The sequence below is a fragment of the Micromonospora sp. NPDC000089 genome (assembly GCF_042899365.1).
Lineage (GTDB): Bacteria > Actinomycetota > Actinomycetes > Mycobacteriales > Micromonosporaceae > Micromonospora.
The window spans coordinates 47,222-66,376 of the sequence record NZ_JBIAZT010000013.1 but is presented as its reverse complement, the minus strand read 5'-3'; the positions used below and the strand labels follow the sequence as shown (position 1 = coordinate 66,376).

Genomic DNA, 19,155 nt, shown 5'->3' with positions numbered 1-19,155 from the left:
CTAGCGTGAGCCGACAACACAGCATCCTGTCCTCACCTGGAGTCGCGATGACGGTCCGGCACACGCGGCGGGTTCTCCTCTCCGCCGCCACGATGATGGCCGCGGCGCTCGCCGCCACGGCCTGCGGCAGCCCGCAGGACACCGCCAGCGGTGGCGGCGACAGCTCCGCCCCGGTGAAGGTCGGCCTGGTGTACTCCCAGTCCGGCCCGCTGGCCAGCTACGGAAAGCAGTACATCGAGGGGTTCAAGGCCGGCCTCGACTACGCCACCAAGGGCAGCAACAAGGTCGGCGACCGGGCCATCGAGGTCACCGAGGTCGACGACGCGGGCGACCCGGCCAAGGCGGTCTCCGCGGCGAAGGACCTGATCGGCAAGGGCACGAAGATCATCGCTGGGTCGACGGCGTCCGGGGTGGCGTTGCAGGTCGCCCCGATCGCCGCCCAGAACAAGGCGCTGTTCATCTCCGGCCCGGCCGCCACCGACGCGGTCACCGGCGCCAACCGGTACACCTTCCGCTCCGGCCGGCAGTCCTGGCAGGACGTGGTGACCGCGAAGTCGTTCATCGGCGACCCGGCCGGCAAGAAGGTGGTGGTCTTCGCCCAGGACGGCGCGTTCGGCGACGCCAACGAGGCGGCCGTCAAGAAGGTGATCGGCGGGGCCGGCGCCGCGGTGAGCAGCGTCCGCGCCCCGGCCAGCGCCAGCGAGTTCACCCCGTTCGCCAGCCAGATCAAGGCCGCCAAGCCGGACCTGCTCTTCGTCGCCTGGGCCGGCACCACCGCCCCGGCCATGTGGCAGACCCTCGACCAGCAGGGCGTCCTCGCCTCCACCACCGTCGTCACCGGCCTGGACATCCGGGCCTCCTGGCCGACCTTCGGCGCGGCCGGCGCGAAGATCTCGTTCCTGTCGCACTACTTCGACGGGGCCAGCGACACCGAGGCCAGCAAGGCGTTGAAGGCCAAGGTGAACACCATCGACCTGTTCCACCCGGACGGCTTCGCCGCCGCGCAGATGGTGGTCCGCGCCGCGCAGGAGGGCGGCGACGACGTCGACAAGATGGTCAAGGCCCTGGAGGGCTGGTCGTTCGAGTCGGTCAAGGGCCCGATGACCATCCGCGCCGAGGACCACGCGCTGCTCCAGCCGATGTACCAGGCCAAGCTCTCCGGCAGCGGCACCGCCTTCACCGCCACCGCGCAGAAGAGCCTGACCGGTGACGAGACCGCGCCGCCGGTCGCCCAGATGAAGGGCTGAGCATGCTCGCCACCCGCGGCCTGACCTGGCGGATCGGCGAGGTCCCGATCGTCGACTCCGTCCACCTGGACCTGGCGCCGGGGGAGTTTCTCGGCGTGATCGGGCCCAACGGCGCCGGCAAGACCTCGCTGTTCAACCTGATCACCGGCCTGCGCCGGCCCACCGAGGGTCGGATCACGCTGGACGGGACGGACGTCACCGCCCTTCCGCCGCACCGGCGGGCTCGGCTCGGGCTGGGGCGTACCTTCCAGGCGTCCTCGGTCTTCGGGTCGCTCACCGTGCGGGAGAACGTGCGGTTGGCCGTACAGGCGCACCGGGGTGGCTCGATGAAGCTGTGGCGGCGGGCGGCGGCCGACCGGGAGGTGGCCGCCGCCGCCGACGCGGCGCTCGACCGGGTCGGCCTGCACCACCGGGGTACGGCGCTGGCCGGCACCCTCGCCCACGGCGAGAAGCGCAAGCTGGAGATCGCCCTGCTGCTCGCCGGGGAGCCCCGGGTGATGCTGCTGGACGAGCCGATGGCCGGGGTGAGCGCCGAGGACGTGCCCGAGCTGGTCGACGTGATCAGGTCGCTGACCGCCGACGGCGGCCGGTCGGTGCTGATGGTGGAGCACCACATGGACGTGATCCTGGAGCTGGCCGACCGGATCGCCGTGATGCACCACGGCGCGCTGCTGGCCTGCGACACCCCGGACACGGTGATGGCCAACGCCACCGTCCAGGAGGCCTACCTGGGGGAGTCCCTCTAATGACGGAACCTGTCCTGAGCGTGGTGGACCTGTCGGTGCGGATCGCCGGGCTGCACATCCTGCAGGGGGTGTCGTTCGACGTCGCGCCGACCGGGGTGACCGTGCTGCTCGGCCGCAACGGCGTCGGCAAGACCACCACGCTGCGCGCGATCGTCGGCCTGACCCCGCGCGGCGGCGAGGTGCGCGGCGCGATCCGGATGGGCGCGCGGAGCCTGCTCGCCCGCCCCACCCACCGGCTGGTCCGCGGTGGGCTCGGCTACGTGCCCGAGGACCGGTGCGTGTTCGCCGGGCTCACCGTCGCGGAGAACCTGCGGCTCGCCGAACGGCGCGGCGTGGTCCCGGCGTACGACCGGGTGTTCGCGCTCTTTCCGGAGCTGGACCGGCGCGGACGGCAACGGGCCGGCTCGCTCTCCGGCGGGCAGCAGCAGATGCTCGCGATCGGGCGGGTGCTGCTCAACGACAACCGGCTGCTGCTGGTCGACGAGCCGACCAAGGGGTTGGCGCCGAAGGTGGTGACCGAGGTGGCCGAGGTGCTGGAGCGGGTGGCCGAGTCGGTGCCGGTGCTGCTGGTGGAGCAGAACCTGGCGGTGGTCCGACGGCTGGCGAACGACGCGGTGGTGCTCGCCGCCGGCAAGGTGGCCTGGGCCGGCGACGCGCGGGACCTACTGCGGGAGACCGGCCTGACGAGGTCGCTGCTGGGCGTCGGCGCGGCGGAGGTCAGTTCATGAGTGGGATCGTGCTGTTGACGCTGACCGGGCTGGGGCTGGCCGCGCTCTACTTCCTGGTCGCGTCCGGGCTGTCGCTGGTGTTCGGCCTGGCCGACGTGCTGAACTTCGCGCACGGGCTGTTCCTCGGCGTCGGCGCGTACGCCACCTGGTGGGCCGCCGGGCACCTGCCCGGCGCCGGCGCGGGCGGCCTCGGCTTCGTGCTGGCGGTGGCCTTCGGGGTGGCCGCCGGGGTGCTGGTCGCGGTGCTGGTGGAGCTGGTGCTGATCCGGCCGCTCTACTCGCGGACCATCGAGCAGGTGCTGGTCACGGTCGGCCTGTCGCTGGCCGGAGTGGCGCTGCTGCAGGCCACCTGGGGCGCCGACGCCCGGCCGTTCCCGCGCCCCGACTGGACCCGGGACACCACGGCGATCCTCGGCGCCAACGTGCCCAACGGCGGTCTGCTACTGATCGTCACCGCGCTGCTGGTGCTCGGCGGCCTGCTGGCGTTCCTGCGCTGGACCCGGTACGGCCTGATCATCCGGGCCGGGGTGGAGAACCGGGAGATGGTCACCGCGCTCGGCATCGACGTGCGCAAGGCGTTCACGCTCGTCTTCGCGATCGGCGGGGCGGCCGCCGCGCTCGCCGGCGCGCTGGGCGGGGTCTACTTCGGCACCGTCTCGCCGGGGCAGGGCGGCTCGTTGCTGATCTTCGCGTTCATCGTGGTGGTGATCGGCGGAATGGGCTCGGTGGTCGGGTCCGCGTACGCGGCCGTGGCGGTGGGGCTGGTGCAACAGTTCGTCAACTACTACGGCACCTCCGGGCTGGGCGACATCTGCGTGGTCGGGCTGCTCGCCGTGGTGCTCCTGCTGCGCCCGCAGGGCCTGGCCGGGAAGGTTCAAACGGCATGACCGACTCCATGGTGGACATACCGCCGGCAGCGGTGCCCGACGAGCTGACGCCGGACCGCCCGCGCTGGCACCGGCTGCGGCCGTTCCTGCCGCTGGTGGCGCTGGCGGTGGCGGCGGTGCTGCCGTACTCGACGGTGAACCTGCCGGGCGTCTTCGAGGGGCCGCTGAACTCGCCCGGCACCCTGCAGCTGCTCGCCATCTGTCTGGTCTTCGGCGGGTTGGCCGCCGGGTACGACCTGCTCTTCGGGCGGACCGGGATGCTCTCCTTCGGGCACGCGCTCTACTTCGCCGCCGGGGTGTACGGCACCGACGTGCTGGTCACCCGGGCCGGGCTGCCGCTGTGGCAGGCGGCGCTGCTCACCGTCGCCGGGGCGGTGATCCTCGCCGGGCTGCTCGGCGCGATCGCGCTGCGCACGGTGGGGATCGCGTTCGCCATGGTGACGCTCGCCTTCGCCCAGGTCGGGGCGATCCTGGTGACTCGGGACTTCTGGCGTGTCACCGGGGGCGAGGAGGGGCTGCCGCTGGACGTCTCCGGTCTGCCGTCGGCCCTGGTCGGGGTCGCGAACACGGTCAACCTGTACTGGCTGGCGCTGGCATACCTGGCGCTGGTCGTGCTGGTGGTGCACCGGGTCTCCGGCTCGCCCACCGGGCGGGTGCTCGCCGGGCTGCGCGACGACGAGCGGCGGATCGGGGTGCTCGGGCTCGACCCGTACCGGTTCAAGCTGGTCGCGTTCGTGCTGGCCGGCGGCCTGGCCGCGGCCGGCGGGGTGGTCTACTGCCTGATCGCCGGCGGCGCCAGCCCGCACGTCACCTCCAGCGAGCTGACCCTGTCGCTGCTGGTCATGGTGGTGCTCGGCGGCCCCGGCACCCGGTGGGGCCCGGTGCTCGGCGGCATCCTCTACATGTACCTGGACCACCGCCTGACCGCCTTCGGCACCAGCGACGCGGTGAACGCCCTGCCCGCCGTCCTGGCCCGCCCCCTGAGCCAACCCCTCTTCGTCCTAGGCGCCATCTTCATCCTCGCCGTCTACTTCTTCCCCGGCGGCCTGACCAGCCTCAAGTCTCGCCTGACCCCCCTGACCCGCGCCCTCCGCCCCGCCCGCCCGTCCCGCCCGGCCGCCCCGCCCGACCCCGACCGCCCGGCGCGTTGATCAAGGAGTTTGCGCGCGAATCGGGCCGCTGGGCGACGCAAACTCCTTGATCAACAGAGGGCAGCCCGAGTCCTCGGCCGCTGACCTCCTCACCGCCCGTCGATCATGAGGTTGCCGGCCGGATCCGGATCGACTTCACCGGCAACCTCATGATCGACGGAGACGTCGGCCCGGGCTGGTAGACATGGCGGGTGAGTCAGGATCGGGTGGCGGTACGGGAGAGGGCCGAGGCGGTGCTGCGCCGGTTGGCCGGCGAGCACGCCCGGCTGCGCGAGGACCAGTGGCGGGCGATCGAGGCGCTGGTGGTGGACCGGCGTCGGGTGCTCTGCGTGCAGCGCACCGGCTGGGGCAAGTCGGCGGTCTACTTCGTCGCCACCGCGCTGCTGCGCGAGCGCCCCGACGCCGCCGGGCCGACGGTGATCGTCTCGCCGCTGCTGGCGTTGATGCGCAACCAGGTCGAGGCGGCGGCCCGGGCCGGCATCCGGGCCCGCACGATCAACTCGGCCAACCTCGACGAGTGGGACGTGATCACCGCCGAGATCCACTCCGGCGCGGTGGACGTGCTGCTGATCAGCCCCGAGCGGCTCAACAACCCCGACTTCCGGGACACTGTGCTGCCGAAGCTGGCCGCCACCACCGGCCTGCTGGTGGTGGACGAGGCGCACTGCGTCTCCGACTGGGGGCACGACTTCCGGCCCGACTACCGCCGGCTGCGTACCTTCCTCGGCGATCTGCCCGAGCGCACTCCGGTGCTGGCCACCACCGCCACGGCGAACGCCCGGGTGACGCAGGACGTGGCCGAGCAGCTGGGTGACGCCCTGGTGCTGCGCGGCACGCTGGACCGCGAGTCGCTGCGACTCGGCGTGGTCGACCTGCCCGATCCCGCGCACCGGCTGGGCTGGCTCGCCGACCACCTCGACCGGCTGCCCGGCTCCGGGATCATCTACACGTTGACCGTCGCCGCGGCGGGGGAAACCGCCGAGTTCCTCCGCGCCCGGGGCTGGTCGGTCGCCTCGTACACCGGTCAGGCCGAGGACGCCGACCGCCGCGCCGCCGAGCAGGACCTGCTCGACAACAAGATCAAGGCGCTGGTCGCCACCAGCGCGCTGGGCATGGGCTTCGACAAGCCAGATCTCGGCTTCGTGGTGCACCTCGGCGCCCCGCCGTCCCCGATCGCGTACTACCAGCAGGTCGGTCGCGCCGGTCGCGCCGTCGAGCACGCCGAGGTGCTGCTGCTGCCCGGCGTCGAGGACGCCGCCATCTGGCGGTACTTCGCCTCGCTGGCCTTCCCGCCCGAGCAGCAGGTCCGGGCGGTGCTCGCCGCCCTGCACACCGACCGGCCGCTCTCCACCCAGGCGCTGGAGCCGCTGGTCGACCTGCGCCGGGCCCGGCTGGAGCTGATGCTGAAGGTCCTCGACGTGGACGGCGCGGTCCGCCGGGTCCGGGGCGGGTGGCTCGCCACCGGCGAGCCCTGGGACTACGACGAGGCCCGGTTGCGCCGCGTCGCCGAGGCGCGCACCGCCGAGCAGCAGGCCATGCGCGAGTACGCGACCACGACCGAGTGCCGACTGCGCTACCTGCGGGAATGCCTGGACGACACGGAGGCCGCCGACTGTGGCCGGTGCGACCGCTGCGCCGGCCCGCTCTTTTCGGCAGACGTTTCCGCCCCCGCGCTGAGCGCCGCGCAGACCTTCCTCGGCCGGCCCGGCGTGCAGATCCCGCCGAAGAAGCTCTGGCCGACCGGGTTGGAGGCGGTGGGCGTACCGGTGAAGGGCAAGATCGCCCCCGCGGAGCAGGCGCTGCCGGGGCGCGCGGTGGGCCGGCTGTCCGATCTCGGCTGGGGCGGCCGGCTGCGCGGCCTGGTCGGGCCGGACGCGCCCGACGGGCCGGTCCCCGACGACGTGGTCGCGGCCGTGGTCGAGGTGCTCAAGGCGTGGGCGCACGGCGACGACCCGTGGCCGCGTCGACCGGCCGGCGTGGTCGCGGTCGGCTCCCGGACCCACCCGGCGCTGGTGGGCTCGCTCGCCGAGCGGATCGCCACGGTCGGCCGGCTGCCGCTGCTCGGCCGGGTCGACCCTGTCGGCCCGTCCGGCGCCGCCGGCCCGCGCGGCAACAGCGCCCAACGGGTACGCGCCCTGCACGACGCCTTCACCGTCCCCGCCGAGCTGGCCGACGCCCTGGCCGCGCTGGACGGGCCGGTGCTGCTGGTCGACGACCTGGTCGACTCCGGCTGGACGATGACCATGGTGGCCCGGCTGTTGCGCCGGGCCGGCGCGCCGGACGTGTTGCCGCTCGCCCTGGCCGTCGCGGGCTGACCGGTGACCCGGCCCGTGCTGGTGCTCACCGGCGGCCCCGCCGTCGGCAAGAGCACCACCGCCCGAGCCCTGGCCACCGCCCGAGCCCTGGCCACCGCCCGGGCCCGCGCCGCGTTCGTCGACGTGGACGACGTACGCCAGCTGGTGGTGGCCGGCGGCGCGTCCCCCTGGCAGGGGGCGGAGGGTGAAGCGCAGGCTCTGCTCGGCGCACACAACGCCTGCGACCTGGCCGTCCGGTTCCGGTCGGCCGGCTTCGACGTGGTGATCGCGGACGTGCTCACCCCGGCCACGGCGGCGGTCTACCGCGCGCGACTTGCGGGCTGCCTCATCGTCCGGCTGCACGTCGGTCGGGCCGAGGCGCACCGGCGGGCGGCCACCCGGCGGGTCTGGCTGACGCCGGAGGAGTTCGAGCTGCTGCACGACCGGAACGGCGACGACCCGCCGGACGCGGACCACCACCTGCCCGCCGACGGGCTGACGGTCGCCGGGCAGGTCGCGGCCGTCGAGGCGCACTGGGCGGCCGCCCGCTGATCCGGCCGGCGCCGGAAAGTTCCCGGGCCGGCCGGAATGGGACCGTCGCCACGGTACCGAGCCGTCGGCCGGCCCCCGCCCCGTCCGGCGGTACCGTGGTCGACATGGCCGACCAGCGACCCGTCACCAGGACGGATACCGGCCTCCCACCGGTCGACACCGGCCCCCCGGCCGACGGTCCCGGCTTCCCAGCCGACACCGGCTTCCCGGCCGACGGTTCCGGCGCTGGGCCGGCCGCCCTGGGCTCCCTGCCGACCGACCCCGGCATTCCGGTCGGGCCGGACCGGGCCACGCTGCGGCTGGCGCTGACCGTCGGCGGCCTGGTGCTGGCCGTACTGCTCGGTTTCGGACTCGGTCGGGCGAATCCGCCGCTGGCCGCCCCGGGCTCGGCGGGCGTGGAGGCGGGGGCCAGCACCGACCACACGCACGCGCCCGGCACCGGCGCGCACGTCCACGGCGCCGCGACCGACCAGGCGGCGGGTGACGCCGGCGGGCTGTCGGTCACCGCCGCCGGCTACACCCTCGCCCCGACCGGTCGGGAGTTCACCGCGGGTCGGGCCGGCGAGCTGCGCTTCCAGGTACGCGACGCGCAGCGCCGCCCGGTGACCCGGTTCGCGGTGGTGCACGACAAGCCGATGCACCTGATCGTGGTGCGCCGCGACCTCACCGGCTACCAGCACCTGCACCCGACGATGGCGCCCGACGGCACCTGGTCGGTGCCGCTCACCCTGCCCCGGCCGGGCGTCTGGCGGGCGTACGCCGACTTCACCGCGCTGGCCGCGGACGGCACCCAGACGGCGGTCACCCTCGGCACCGACCTGGTGGCGCCCGGCGCCTACCAGCCGACGCCGCTGCCCGCGCCCGCCACCGGCGCCACCGTCGGCGGGTTCGACGTCGGGTACGAGGGCACCCCGCAGGTCGGCACGTCGGTCCCGCTGCGGTTCCGGATCCGCTCCGGCGACGCTCCGGCCGCGCTGGAGCGCTACCTCGGCGCGTACGGTCACCTGGTGGCGCTGCGTGAGGGTGACCTGGCCTACCTGCACGTGCACCCCGAGCCGGCGCCGGCCGGCGACACGGTGACGTTCTGGGCGACCGTGCCGGGCCCGGGCCGCTACCGGATGTACCTGGACTTCCAGGTGGCGGGCGAGGTGCGGACCGCCGAGTTCACCCTCGACGTGCCCTGAGCACACCCGGCCGGGTCAGCCGGCGCGGCGGACCGGGCGGCGGGCCAGGTAGCGCAGCAGGTCGCGGATGTGGTGCTTCTCCTCGGCCGGCACCGTCGGGTCGGCCAGCCTGTCCAGGATCACCCGGATGTCGGCCTCGACCGGTGCGTCGTCGCCGCGGCGGCGGGGCGCCTGGCCGGCGTCGGGCAGCCCGAGGGCGCGGAACGCGGCGGCCACCGGCAGGTCGAGGGCGGCGCAGAAGCCGCGCACCTTGGCCAGTTCGGGGTAGTCCTGCCAGTCGCCGGCGAGCCAGCGGAAGACGGTGGACCGGCCGACGCCGGTGTGGCCCGCCAGGTCGCTCACCGTCCAGCCGCGCTCCTCACGGGCGTCGTCGATGGCCCGCCGCACGAAGCGGGCGAAGGCCATCTGCGGTGATCCCTCTGCGTAGCCCATGCCGATGGGTTGGTCCCTTTCTTGAACCAGGCGCGGTGTCCGTGCGCCCTTTGAGGGTAGTACGACGGATCGTGGAAAGAATCGCCCGTACGTCCCGTTGACGGGACCCGATGTCCCCGGTCTGCGCCCGGGTCCGTGGCCTGCGACGATTGCCCGGCATCAACTAAGCTCGGAGGCCCCGCGTCGGCCGGTGCACGCCGCCGCGGGTCCGCACCAGATCGATGAGGAGCAGCATGGCCGACAGCGTCCGTCCGGCGCCGCACCGACCGGGTGCGGTCAGCCTCTTCTTCGTGGTCAAGGCCGGGGTGTTCGCGCTGGCCTTCTGGGTGTGGCTGCTGGTGCTGGTGCTCACCGGCGACGAGGCCGGCGGGGCGCACGTGTTGGCCGCCGCCGGGGCGGTCACCACCACCCTGGTCGGGGTGGTGCTCGGCGTCCGGCTCGCCCTCCAGCGCAGCGCGGCCGCCCGGCACGCCGAGCTCAAGCGGCTGCTGGTGGACATCTCCTGGAACGCGTTCACCGCCGCCGGCAACGCCGAGACGCCCGGCACGGTCGTGCCGTTCCCGACCATGCCGCTGAACGACGAGCGGGCGCCGCACCGGGAGCACGGCGAGCGGGTCAGCCTCTTCGAGCGCGGCGCCGAGCGGCCGGGCCGGGAGCGCGGCGGGGCCCCGTCGGAGCGCCGCCGTTGACCCCGCTCAGGCCGGCGTCTCCTCGGCCAGCAGGGTCTCCAGCCGGGGCGTGACCTGCCACTGCTCGACCAGCTCGCGATAGTCGGTGCGCTGCTGCCCGGTGGGGGCCGAGCCGGTGCGCCGGGCCCGGATCAGCAGGTTGCGCGGGGTGTGCTGGGAGTCGACGAACTCCACCACCTCGGCCCGGTAGCCGTGCAACCGGAGCAGCCCGGCGCGCAGCGCGTCGGTCAGCACGTCGGCGAAGCGCTCCCGCAGGATGCCCTGCCGGGTCAGCAGCTCGTACGGGCCGGGGGCCGGCCGGGCGCGCAGCTGAGCGGCGAGGTCGTGGTGGCAGCACGGCGCGGCGAGCACCCAGCGGGCGCCCCAGCGCACCGCCCGGGCGAGCGCCTCGTCGGTCGCGGTGTCGCAGGCGTGCAGCGCCAGCACCAGGTCCGGGGCCGGCTCGACGACCGCCTCGGCGATCGTGCCGGCCACGAACGAGACCCGGTCGCCCCAGCCCAGCCGCTGGGCCAGCTCGGTGTTGCGCCGCCGCTGGTCCTCGCGGACGTCCACGCCGACCAACTCCACCGCGAGCCCACGCTGGGCGAGGTAGCGGTACGCGGCGAAGGTCAGATACGCGTTGCCGCAGCCCAGGTCCACCACGCGCAGCGGACCGGTGAGGTCGTCCGGCAGGGTGGCGGCCAGCGCCCGCAGGAACGCGTCGACCTGGCGGCGCTTGGCCGCCGACCCGCCGATCTCCGCGAAGATCGGGTCGCCCGGGTCCAGCAGGTAATCCTTGGCCCGGTCGTGGGTCTCGGCGGGGGCCGGCGGTCGGGCGGCCGCGGCCCGGTGCACCTGCGCCTCGCCGGACTTGGTCACCCGCAGCTGCAGGGTCGCCTCGGCGGTCTCCACGTGCCAGTTGCCGAAGGGCTCGGCCAGCAGCGCGTCGACCGCCGCGCCGGCCTCCGCGCCGGGCGCCACGTTCCGGGTGTACGGCCGGGCGCCGTCGGAGGTCTGGATCTGCAGGCGGGGGCCGGCCTTGAGGGCCACCGGGCGGAGCTCCGCGCGGACCATCGAGGGGCGCTGCCCCTTGCGTCGGCCGGCGGCCACCGCCCGGGTCAGCGCGGGGTCGAGCAGCAGCGCCCGGACCTCGGTCAGGGCGGCGTCGAGCGGTTCGGGCATCGTTCCATCATCCTCGTGAGGCGGCGGGCGCGAAGGGGGCGTCCCTGGGTCGCGGGCAGACGTCCGCGGGCGGCGGGCGCAAAAGGGGACGTCCCCCGGACCGCGGGCGGCGGTGCGGGGGACGTCGGGTGGTGCCTCGTCAGTCGGCGGTCGCCTCGGCCGGCGTACCGGCGGCGGAACCGCCACCACGACGGCGCCGGCGGCGGCGCGGCTTGGTCGGGTCGCCCTCGGCGGCCGGGGCGGCCGGCTCGTCGGGGCCGGCGTCGGCGGTGATCACCGCGGCCGTCTCGCCCGCGACCGGCTCGCCCGCCCGGCGGCGACGCCGGCGGCGCGGGGTGCGGGTGCCCTCCTCGGTGGAGGCCATCTCGGTCGTCGGCGCCTCGGCCGGGGTGCCCGCGTCGGAGCGGCCGCCGCGGCGCTCGCCGCGACCGCGACCCTCGCCCCGACCGCGGCTCTCGCCGCGCCGGGACCCGCGTCCGCCGCCCTCACCGCGCGGCGGCCGGCCGCCCAGATCCTCCTCGACCTCGGCGGAGAGCCCCGCCCGGGTCCGCTCGGCGGTCGGCAGGGTGCCGCTGATCTCGCGGGAGATGTCCAGGTCGGTGTAGAGGTGCGGGGAGGTGTGGTACGTCTCCGGCGGCTCGGGCATGTCCAGCCCGAGGGTCTTGTCGATGATCCGCCAGCGGGGCATGTCGTCCCAGTCGACGAAGGTCACCGCGACACCGGTCGCCCCGGCCCGGCCGGTGCGGCCGATCCGGTGGGTGTAGGTGTCCTGGTCCTCGGGGCAGTCGTAGTTGATCACGTGGGTGACGCCGGTGACGTCGATGCCGCGGGCGGCCACGTCGGTCGCGACCAGGGTGTCGATCTTGCCGGCGCGGAACGCGCGCAGCGCCCGCTCCCGGGCGCCCTGGCCCAGATCGCCGTGGACGGCGGCGACCGCGAAGCCGCGGAAGTCGAGGTCCTCGGCGACCCGGTCGGCGGCCCGCTTGGTCCGGGTGAAGATCATGGTCAGCCCGCGACCCTCGGCCTGCAGGATTCGCGCCACGATCTCGATCTTGTTCATCGAGTGGGTGCGGTACGCCAGCTGCTTGGTCTGCGGCGACGGGCCGGTTTCGGCGGTGTGCCCGGCGTGGATCGTCATCGGCCGGCGCAGGAACCGCCGGGACAGCGTGACGATCGGGTCCGGCATGGTGGCCGAGAAGAGCATGGTCTGCCGGTCCTCCGGCAGCATCGCGAGAATCTTCTCGACGTCGTCGAGGAAGCCCAGGTCGAGCATCCGGTCGGCCTCGTCGAGGACCAGCGCGCGCACCCGGTCGAGGCGCAGGTGCTTCTGCTTCTGCAGGTCCATCAGCCGGCCGGGCGTGCCGACCAGGATCTCCACGCCCTTGCGCAGCGCGTCGATCTGCGGCTCGTACGCCACGCCGCCGTAGATCGGCAGCACCCGGACGCCCCGGGTGCGGCCCGCGGCGGCGAGGTCCTTGGCGACCTGGATGCCCAGCTCGCGGGTGGGCACGACGACCAGGGCCTGCGGCACGCCGTCGCTGCCCTCACCCGGGGCGAAGACCCGCTCCAGCAGCGGTACGCCGAAGCCGAGGGTCTTGCCGGTGCCGGTCGGCGCCTGGCCGATCATGTCGGTGCCGCGCATCGCGATCGGGATCGCGTACTCCTGGATCGCGAAGGCGCGGGTGATGCCCGCCGCGGCCAGGGCCTCGACGGTCTCGGGCCGCGCGCCGAGCGCGGCGAAGGTGGGAGCCTCCGGACGGACCGGGGCGGTGGGGGCCAGCTCGTGGCCGTCCAGCTCTTCGAGAATCTGTTCGCTCATCTGGATCTGGGGGTGCCCTCTCGTGGTGCGCCCCGTCTTGTCCTCAGGGCGCGATCGGTTTGGCGCGGGCCACGCGGTCGGCGGCGGAAGATCGCCGAGCCGGACCGGGCCGCACGCGCTCCGCAGGCAGGACTTCGATCAGATCGGCGCCCGCGGCAACTGCTCCATAATACCTGAGCGGGCGGCGGGACGTCCCCAGGCGCGTGGACCGGCCGTTCGGCGGGGCCGGCAACTGTGACCTGCATCACCCAGAAAGGGTGGAAAGGTGACGGTGGGGACGATGCGGGAAACCGGACGGACCGGCCACCGCGGCGGTCGGACCACCGCGGAGACCGGCCCGTCGGCACCAGTCGGTGTGGTTCAGCGAACGGTGAAGCCGACCGACCGCGGCGACGCCTCGGCGATCTCCACGTAGGCGACCTTGCTGACCGGCACGATGACCCGCCGGCCCTTCTCGTCGGTCAGGGACAGCGTCCCCTCGGACTTGCCGAAGGCGTCGGTCACGAGCTGCTCGATCTCGGCCGGCGACTGCGCGCTCTCCAGAACCAGCTCACGCGGCGCGTACTGCACGCCGATCTTGACCTCCACTGTGCCTCCTCCAGGTGGGCGAAAGAGCCGCCGTTGGGAAGGCTATCCGATCTCAGGATCGGATGGTCCGGCTGACTCACCTTGCAGCGGGAAGCTCGCGATGCCCCGCCAGGACAACGCGCCGACCAGCGCCTCCGCCTCGGCCTTCGGCATCTGCCGGCCACCGGCCAGCCAGAACTGGGCGGCCGTCTCGGCGGCGCCCACCAGGCCGGATGCCAGCAGCTCGGCGTGCGCCCGGCTGACGCCGGTGTCCGAGATGATGGTGTCCGTTATCGCCGCGATGCAGCCCTGTTCGACCCGTTCCACCCGCTGCCGGACCGCCGGGTCGTTGCGCAGGTCCGACTCGAAGACGAGCCGGAACGCCTCGCTCTCGTGGTCCACGAAGTCGAAGTACGCGCGCACCGAGGCGCCGACCCGCTCCTTGTTGTCGGTCGTCCCGCGCATGGCGTCGTGCACCTTGGCGACGATGGCGTCACAGTGCGTGTCCAGCAGGGCCAGGTACAGCTCCATCTTGCCGGGGAAGTGCTGGTAAAGCACCGGCTTGGAGACACCCGCCCGCTCGGCGATGTCGTCCATCGCGGCGGCGTGGTAGCCCTGCGCGACGAACACCTGCTGAGCCGCCGCGAGCAGCTGCTTCCGGCGCGCCGAACGGGGCAGCCGGGTGGGCCGGCCGGCGGTCTGGGCACCGTTCCCCGCAGCGGTCATGGGAACCTCCGAGTTTCTTCGTACGAGCCGGAACTTTTACCCCGTACCGGTCGGGCGTCCACCCCGGTCCCGGAATTGGCCCGCCGCCGTAACCTATCGCCACTGTCACCACACGGTAGCCTCAGCGAGGGCGACCAAGGAGCGCGCGGTGACTGAAACAGGGCAACCCGGAGCCGCCACCCCGGGAGAGCACGGCGACGGGACGAGCCGGCAGGACGGCCAGGCCCGTTCCCGGAGCGGGTGGGCGCCTCCGGCGGCCGGCTGGTCCGGCGGGCCCGACCAGCGGGAGACCGACCCCTGGCGCGACCCCGAGCCGGCGGCCGGCTGGGCCGCCGCATCGCCCCGGCACGGCGACCTGCCGGCACCCCTGCCCGAGCCGGCCGACGAGGATCGCGCGCCGCGCAACGGGTGGGCCCGGCGCAACGGTTTCGCCCACCCGGAGGAGCAGGCTCGCTCGACGCCGGTCAGCGGGCCTCCCGGGGAGCCGGGCCGCTACCCGCCGGAGGTGCGCCGCGACGCCGGTGGCGACCGGCTCGTCGTGCCGGCCCAACGGCCGGCGCCCGCGGCCGAGCAGCAGGCCGGCCCGGACCCGTCCGCCGGGCGGGTGAGCCCTTGGGCCGAGGGGATGTTCCCGGCGTCCGGGCCACCCGCCGTCCAGGTTCCGCCGGTCGGCACGGCCCCCTCCGGCTTCGAGGTCCCGCCCGGTTTCCACGCCCCGCAGGGCGACCGCCCGTTCCGGGCCGCGGGCGACTACCCGCTCCGGGCCCCGGACGGCGACGACCCGTCGGACGTGTTCCCCCGGGGACGTGGCGACCGGGTCGAGGCCCCCAGCGAGCGCGCGTCCGCGGTGGCCGGAGCGCCGTCCTGGGCCGACCGGCCGGGCGAGCCGGCCGACCGCGGGTCGGCGGCCCGGACCGACGCGCCGTCCTGGGCCGACCGGTTCGACGCGGAGCAGCCGCCCGGGAGCGGTACGCCGGCCGAAGGTGCAGCGGCGGTCGGGGGCGGGGTGCCGAGCCGCGACGAGGCGTCCGCCGACAGCGACGCCGACCGGCGTGGCGCGGAGGGCGGGGCCGGCCCGACGGCCGACGAGCCGGACTGGTCCGGGCCGAACTGGAACCGCCCCAGCTGGGGCGGGGGCTGGGCGACACCCTGGTCGGGCGAGGAGCGGCCGACCGGTCGCCGGGCCCGGGCCGACCGGGGCACCGAGTGGGCCGCGGAACCGAACCGGCCGTACGAGCCGCTGCGCGCCGAGCCCGGCCGGCCGTACGAGCCGGTACGTGCCGAGCCGGCCCGCCCGTACGAGCCGGTGCGCTCGGCGCGGTCGCGCCCGTACGAGCTGACCCGCCCGGAGCCGGTCGTGCCGGAGCCGGCCACCCGGCCGCTTCCGCCGACGCCCGACGGTCCGGCGGACGACCCGATCGCCGACCGTTGGGCCGCCCCGAGCGGCCCGGCCGCACCGAGCCGACCCGCCGCCGATCGCCGGTCGCGCCTCGATAGGTCGGCGCCCGACCCCGCCGACCGATCCGGGGCCGCCGATCCGCTGGACGCCGGCCGGCCCGAGCGCGGTGACCGGCCCGGCCACCAGCAACCGGACGGTGACCGACCGGCCCGGACGCGGCAGTCCGGCTGGGACGACTCGGGCGACCAGCGAGCGAGTGTCGACCGCTCGGGTGACCAGTGGGCGAGTGTCGAGCGCTCCGGGGACCAGCGGGCGAATGTCGACCGCTCGGGTGACCAACGGGCGGGGATCGAGCGGTCGCGCTTCGACCGGCCCGGATCCGGCGGCCCGGTGGGGCTGGCCGGTGGTGATCGGGCCGGTTTCGTGCCGCCGCCCGCCCAGCGCCCCGACGAGCTGCCGCCCCCGTCGCCGCCGGCCTGGGCCGGCCGACCGACCAGCGCGGCGCCCACCGGCGCCGCATCGCCGGCCGGGCCGCCGACCGGCGCCGCATCGACGGGTACGCCACCCACCGGCACCGCGTCGCCGAGTGCGCCGCCGACCGGTGCCGGGCCGACAAGTGGGCCGCCCGCCACGGGTTCAGCCGCCGACCCCCTCGCCGACCTGGACGCCGCATCGAACGATGCCCGCGCCGCAGGGCCGGCCGATCACGGCACCACCGATCGTGTCGTCGCTTCGACCGAGCACCGCACCGTCGATCCGGTCGTGGGCGCCACGGCTCACCGGAGCACCGACCGCCCACTGGTGGCGGCAGAACGACCGACCACCGATCGCCCGCCGGCGTCGGCGGATCACCGGACCAGCGACCGCGCCGCCGGGTCGGCCGGGGACCGCACCACGACGGCGTCCGGCCCTCGTGACGTCGATCGGCCGTTCCGACTCCGGTCGGTGTCCGACGAGAGTGCCGGGGACCGTCCGTCGACCGGCACCGGTGCCGGCGTCGGGACCGGTGCGGGGACCGGGCCGCGCCGACTCGACCGGTCGCCGGCCGCGCCCGCCCCGAGAACCGCACCCACCTACACGGGCCGCCGATCCGCGCCCGAGCCCGATCCCCAGCCCCCGACCGGGACGGCCGGGGACGACGCGGGAGCGGGCACCGGCGCGGCGGTGCTGCCGCAGCGCGTCCCCGCCGAACCGGACGTGCCCGTCGTGCCGGAGCCGCCAGCCGTGGAGCCCCCCGCCGAGACCCCGGAACTTGCCCGGATCGCCACCCACCTGCGGCGCGACGACGAGCCCGCGCCGCTGCGGGAGCGGCCCGAGGGCTTCGACGTGAACGCGATCCTGGACGCCGTACGGGAGGTGGCCGGTGTACGCGACGCCGCGCTGCGCCGCACCCCGGCCGGCGCGCACAGCCTGCGGCTGGACCTGTCCGACGGGGCCGACCCGGCCGAGGTGAGCCGGATGGTGGCCCGTCTGCTCCAGGAGCGGATGGGCCTGGCCGCGGCTCCGCAGAATCTGCCCGGCGCGCCGGTCGCGCCGCCACCGCCGCCGCGTCGCCGCGTCGCCGAGACCACGCCGACGGCGCCGACGGCGCCGACCTCCGGCCCGGGCCTCCTGGCCCCGGCCGACCCGCCTCCGGTGGCCGGTGACGAGGACCCTGTCGATCCGGCTCTCCGCGCCGGGTCCACCCCGCCGGCCCGCCGGTCGCAGGCCGAGCCGGCTGCCCGCGCGGTGGTGACCGGGGAGCCCCGGCCCGACGGCCGGTGGCCGGCGGAGCCCGCTGACCCGGCGGATGGCGCCGCGCCGGCCGCCGGCCCGCGGTACGCCGGCTCCGCCCGGGGCGACGAGCCGATCGAGACGGTCGCCGGTGTGCCGCGCCGCCGACGCCAGGCCCCGGTGCACCGCGGGCGGGCCAGTGTCGAGGACGCCGTCCTCACCTCCGCCCCGCCGACCGGCAGCCCGGTCACGGCCGGTACGTCGTACTCCGGTGGGCAGATGACCACGACGGAGACCGCGCCGTCGCGCCCGCTGGACACCGGCGGCGTGCCGGGGCCGCGGGTGGTGATCGACCACGTGCAGGTGAGCACGTTCGGGTTGGACGCGAACGTCGAGGTACGCCTGATCGCCGACGAGGAGACCTCGGCCGGGCACGCCACCGGGCCGGCCGTCGACGGTTACGTGCTGCGGCTCTGCGCGGTGGCCGCCGCGGCCGCCGTCGACCGACTGTTGCGCGGCCCCGACCGGGCCGTCGACAAGGGCCGGTGCTTCGTCGAGCACGCCGCGGTGGTGCCGTTCGGCAACTGTGAGGTGGCGACCGTGGTGGTGCTGCTGGTCTGCGACGGGTGGGTGGAGCAGTTGGCCGGTTCGGCGCTGGTAGCCGGCGATCCGCGTCAGGCCGTGGTACGCGCCACCCTGGCCGCGGTGAACCGCCGGCTGGAGGCCCTGCTGGCCTGAGGTGGACCCGGTGTCGAAGGTGGCCGCGGCGGGAAGACTGGGGGAATGAAGCGCGCCGCCCTCTGGCCCGACCATCTGCTGCCCGCCCCCGACCTCCCCCCGCCCTGGCCCGGCCGGCCGGTACGCCTCGACGGCACCATCACCTACGTCCGGGAGACCCCGGCCACCTCCCCGGACGCCGAGCCGGCCCTCTACGTCCACGGGCTGGGTGGCTCGTCGCAGAACTGGACGGACCTCGCCGGCCTGCTCGCCGACCGGCTGGACGGTCAGGCCATCGACCTGCCCGGCTTTGGTCGCAGCGAACCGGGGCTGCGGTACACCATCCCGTCCTTCGCGCAGCGGGTGATCCGGTGGATCGAGCACTCCGACCGGGGGCCGGTGCACCTGTTCGGCAACTCGCTGGGCGGGGCGATCTCGGTGCAGGTGGCCGGCCTGCGGCCGGACCTGGTCCGCACCCTCACCCTGATCTCCCCGGCGCTGCCGTTCCTGGCCTTCCACCGGTCGGTGCAGGGACGGATGCTGCCGCTGCTGGCCATCCCGCGCGGCGAGCGGCTGGCCGCCTGGCGGCTGGCCCAGGTGGCGCCGGAGGTGATGGCCCAGCAGGCGATGGAGGCGTGCGTCGCGGATCTCAGCCGGATCAGCGAGCAGCGCCGCCGGGAGGCGTTGGAGGAGATCCGGATCCGCTACGAGGCCACCCACTACGCCGCCGCGTACGTGCGGACCTTCCGCGGGCTGGTCTCCAGCTTCCTGCGGTCCTACCTGCCCGGCTCGGGTTCGATGTGGCGGATCGCCGCCTCGATCACCGCCCCGACCCTGGTGGTGGGGGGCATGCAGGACCGGCTGGTGGACGTGCGGGTCGCGCCGCAGACCGCCCGGGTGATCCCCGACAGTCGACTGCTGATGCTGCACGGGGTCGGCCACGTCGCCCAGATGGAGGTGCCGCGCACGGTCGCCCGAGCGGTGGTGGGCCTGCTCGCCGAGGGGGAGGACGCCGCGGCTCCGCGGAACATGGCAGGCTGACGGCGATGCCCGCGTTCCCTCGCCGCGCCTCGCCGCGGTCGCTGAGCCCCGTCACGCCCCGGTCGCAGAGCCCCGCCGGCTCGGCGCCGTGCCCCGCCGATT

Annotated in this window: 16 protein-coding genes; 11 read left to right on the top strand and 5 right to left on the bottom strand. The window is 75.2% G+C overall.

Going from position 1 to position 19,155, the window contains the following annotated elements; genetic code table 11:
* Positions 1 to 47 precede the first annotated feature (47 nt).
* The 8 genes from ACFY3U_RS21960 to ACFY3U_RS21925 all read left to right on the top strand — a co-directional run bounded on the left by ACFY3U_RS21960 (position 48) and on the right by ACFY3U_RS21925 (position 8,789).
* Entirely contained in the window at positions 48 to 1,247 is a 1,200-nt protein-coding gene (locus ACFY3U_RS21960) for a substrate-binding domain-containing protein (RefSeq protein WP_387204654.1), read from the top strand.
* Positions 1,248 to 1,249: 2 nt separating this feature from the next.
* A complete protein-coding gene (locus ACFY3U_RS21955; protein ID WP_387204651.1) occupies positions 1,250 to 1,993 on the top strand; it encodes an ABC transporter ATP-binding protein in 744 nt (247 codons plus the stop codon).
* Positions 1,993 to 2,721 (top strand): ABC transporter ATP-binding protein, encoded by a 729-nt coding sequence (locus ACFY3U_RS21950; protein ID WP_387204647.1) that lies wholly within the window; start codon positions 1,993 to 1,995, stop codon positions 2,719 to 2,721. The genes ACFY3U_RS21955 and ACFY3U_RS21950 overlap by 1 nt, the downstream gene beginning before the upstream one ends.
* Positions 2,718 to 3,608, top strand: coding sequence for a branched-chain amino acid ABC transporter permease (locus tag ACFY3U_RS21945; RefSeq protein WP_387204644.1), 891 nt, complete (start codon positions 2,718 to 2,720; stop codon positions 3,606 to 3,608). Before ACFY3U_RS21950 ends, ACFY3U_RS21945 begins: the two co-directional genes overlap by 4 nt.
* Complete coding sequence (locus ACFY3U_RS21940; protein WP_387204641.1) at positions 3,605 to 4,759, top strand: branched-chain amino acid ABC transporter permease; 1,155 nt, start codon at positions 3,605 to 3,607, stop codon at positions 4,757 to 4,759. The genes ACFY3U_RS21945 and ACFY3U_RS21940 overlap by 4 nt, the downstream gene beginning before the upstream one ends.
* Before the next feature lie 191 nt (positions 4,760 to 4,950).
* A complete protein-coding gene (locus ACFY3U_RS21935) occupies positions 4,951 to 7,074 on the top strand; it encodes a DEAD/DEAH box helicase (protein WP_387204638.1) in 2,124 nt (707 codons plus the stop codon).
* Between the two features lie 3 nt (positions 7,075 to 7,077).
* Positions 7,078 to 7,605, top strand: a complete 528-nt coding sequence (locus tag ACFY3U_RS21930; protein WP_387204635.1) for a hypothetical protein — start codon at positions 7,078 to 7,080, stop codon at positions 7,603 to 7,605.
* Positions 7,606 to 7,709: 104 nt separating this feature from the next.
* Positions 7,710 to 8,789 carry a hypothetical protein gene (locus ACFY3U_RS21925; RefSeq protein WP_387204632.1) on the top strand — a complete coding sequence of 360 codons (1,080 nt, stop codon included), beginning with the start codon at positions 7,710 to 7,712 and terminating at the stop codon, positions 8,787 to 8,789.
* 15 nt (positions 8,790 to 8,804) lie between these two features.
* Here ACFY3U_RS21925 and ACFY3U_RS21920 read toward each other — a convergent pair whose 3' ends face one another.
* Positions 8,805 to 9,221 carry a helix-turn-helix domain-containing protein gene (locus tag ACFY3U_RS21920; protein ID WP_387204629.1) on the bottom strand — a complete coding sequence of 139 codons (417 nt, stop codon included), beginning with the start codon at positions 9,219 to 9,221 and terminating at the stop codon, positions 8,805 to 8,807.
* Positions 9,222 to 9,454: 233 nt separating this feature from the next.
* Between ACFY3U_RS21920 and ACFY3U_RS21915 the strand changes: the two genes are divergently transcribed.
* Positions 9,455 to 9,910: a hypothetical protein gene (locus ACFY3U_RS21915; protein WP_387204626.1), complete on the top strand. Its 456-nt coding sequence runs from the start codon at positions 9,455 to 9,457 to the stop codon at positions 9,908 to 9,910.
* Between the two features lie 6 nt (positions 9,911 to 9,916).
* On the opposite strand, the gene ACFY3U_RS21910 is transcribed toward ACFY3U_RS21915, so the two are convergent.
* The 4 genes from ACFY3U_RS21910 to ACFY3U_RS21895 all read right to left on the bottom strand — a co-directional run bounded on the left by ACFY3U_RS21910 (position 9,917) and on the right by ACFY3U_RS21895 (position 14,183).
* Complete coding sequence (locus ACFY3U_RS21910; protein ID WP_387204623.1) at positions 9,917 to 11,071, bottom strand: class I SAM-dependent methyltransferase; 1,155 nt, start codon at positions 11,069 to 11,071, stop codon at positions 9,917 to 9,919.
* Between the two features lie 139 nt (positions 11,072 to 11,210).
* The gene (locus ACFY3U_RS21905; protein ID WP_387204620.1) at positions 11,211 to 12,890 is read right to left on the bottom strand and encodes a DEAD/DEAH box helicase; all 1,680 of its coding nucleotides are present in this window, start codon (positions 12,888 to 12,890) and stop codon (positions 11,211 to 11,213) included.
* A 360-nt stretch (positions 12,891 to 13,250) separates the two neighbouring features.
* Positions 13,251 to 13,478, bottom strand: coding sequence for a DUF3107 domain-containing protein (locus tag ACFY3U_RS21900; RefSeq protein ID WP_387204617.1), 228 nt, complete (start codon positions 13,476 to 13,478; stop codon positions 13,251 to 13,253).
* Between the two features lie 42 nt (positions 13,479 to 13,520).
* The gene (locus ACFY3U_RS21895; protein ID WP_387204614.1) at positions 13,521 to 14,183 is read right to left on the bottom strand and encodes a TetR/AcrR family transcriptional regulator; all 663 of its coding nucleotides are present in this window, start codon (positions 14,181 to 14,183) and stop codon (positions 13,521 to 13,523) included.
* Between the two features lie 148 nt (positions 14,184 to 14,331).
* Here ACFY3U_RS21895 and ACFY3U_RS21890 point away from each other — a divergent pair, with 148 nt between their 5' ends.
* The gene (locus tag ACFY3U_RS21890; RefSeq protein ID WP_387204612.1) at positions 14,332 to 18,033 is read left to right on the top strand and encodes a hypothetical protein; all 3,702 of its coding nucleotides are present in this window, start codon (positions 14,332 to 14,334) and stop codon (positions 18,031 to 18,033) included.
* Positions 18,034 to 18,078: 45 nt separating this feature from the next.
* Positions 18,079 to 19,053, top strand: a complete 975-nt coding sequence (locus ACFY3U_RS21885; protein WP_387204609.1) for an alpha/beta fold hydrolase — start codon at positions 18,079 to 18,081, stop codon at positions 19,051 to 19,053.
* The last annotated feature ends 102 nt before the right edge of the window (positions 19,054 to 19,155 follow it).

Bases quoted from the DNA above. Each gene is read 5' to 3' on its own strand.
- ACFY3U_RS21960 (WP_387204654.1), top strand. From the start codon at position 48: ATGACGGTCCGGCACACGCGGCGGGTTCTCCTCTCCGCCGCCACGATG.
- ACFY3U_RS21955 (WP_387204651.1), top strand. From the start codon at position 1,250: ATGCTCGCCACCCGCGGCCTGACCTGGCGGATCGGCGAGGTCCCGATC.
- ACFY3U_RS21950 (WP_387204647.1), top strand. From the start codon at position 1,993: ATGACGGAACCTGTCCTGAGCGTGGTGGACCTGTCGGTGCGGATCGCC.
- ACFY3U_RS21945 (WP_387204644.1), top strand. From the start codon at position 2,718: ATGAGTGGGATCGTGCTGTTGACGCTGACCGGGCTGGGGCTGGCCGCG.
- ACFY3U_RS21940 (WP_387204641.1), top strand. From the start codon at position 3,605: ATGACCGACTCCATGGTGGACATACCGCCGGCAGCGGTGCCCGACGAG.
- ACFY3U_RS21925 (WP_387204632.1), top strand. From the start codon at position 7,710: ATGGCCGACCAGCGACCCGTCACCAGGACGGATACCGGCCTCCCACCG.
- ACFY3U_RS21920 (WP_387204629.1), bottom strand. From the start codon at position 9,221: ATGGGCTACGCAGAGGGATCACCGCAGATGGCCTTCGCCCGCTTCGTG.
- ACFY3U_RS21915 (WP_387204626.1), top strand. From the start codon at position 9,455: ATGGCCGACAGCGTCCGTCCGGCGCCGCACCGACCGGGTGCGGTCAGC.
- ACFY3U_RS21910 (WP_387204623.1), bottom strand. From the start codon at position 11,071: ATGCCCGAACCGCTCGACGCCGCCCTGACCGAGGTCCGGGCGCTGCTG.
- ACFY3U_RS21905 (WP_387204620.1), bottom strand. From the start codon at position 12,890: ATGAGCGAACAGATTCTCGAAGAGCTGGACGGCCACGAGCTGGCCCCC.
- ACFY3U_RS21895 (WP_387204614.1), bottom strand. From the start codon at position 14,183: ATGACCGCTGCGGGGAACGGTGCCCAGACCGCCGGCCGGCCCACCCGG.
- ACFY3U_RS21885 (WP_387204609.1), top strand. From the start codon at position 18,079: ATGAAGCGCGCCGCCCTCTGGCCCGACCATCTGCTGCCCGCCCCCGAC.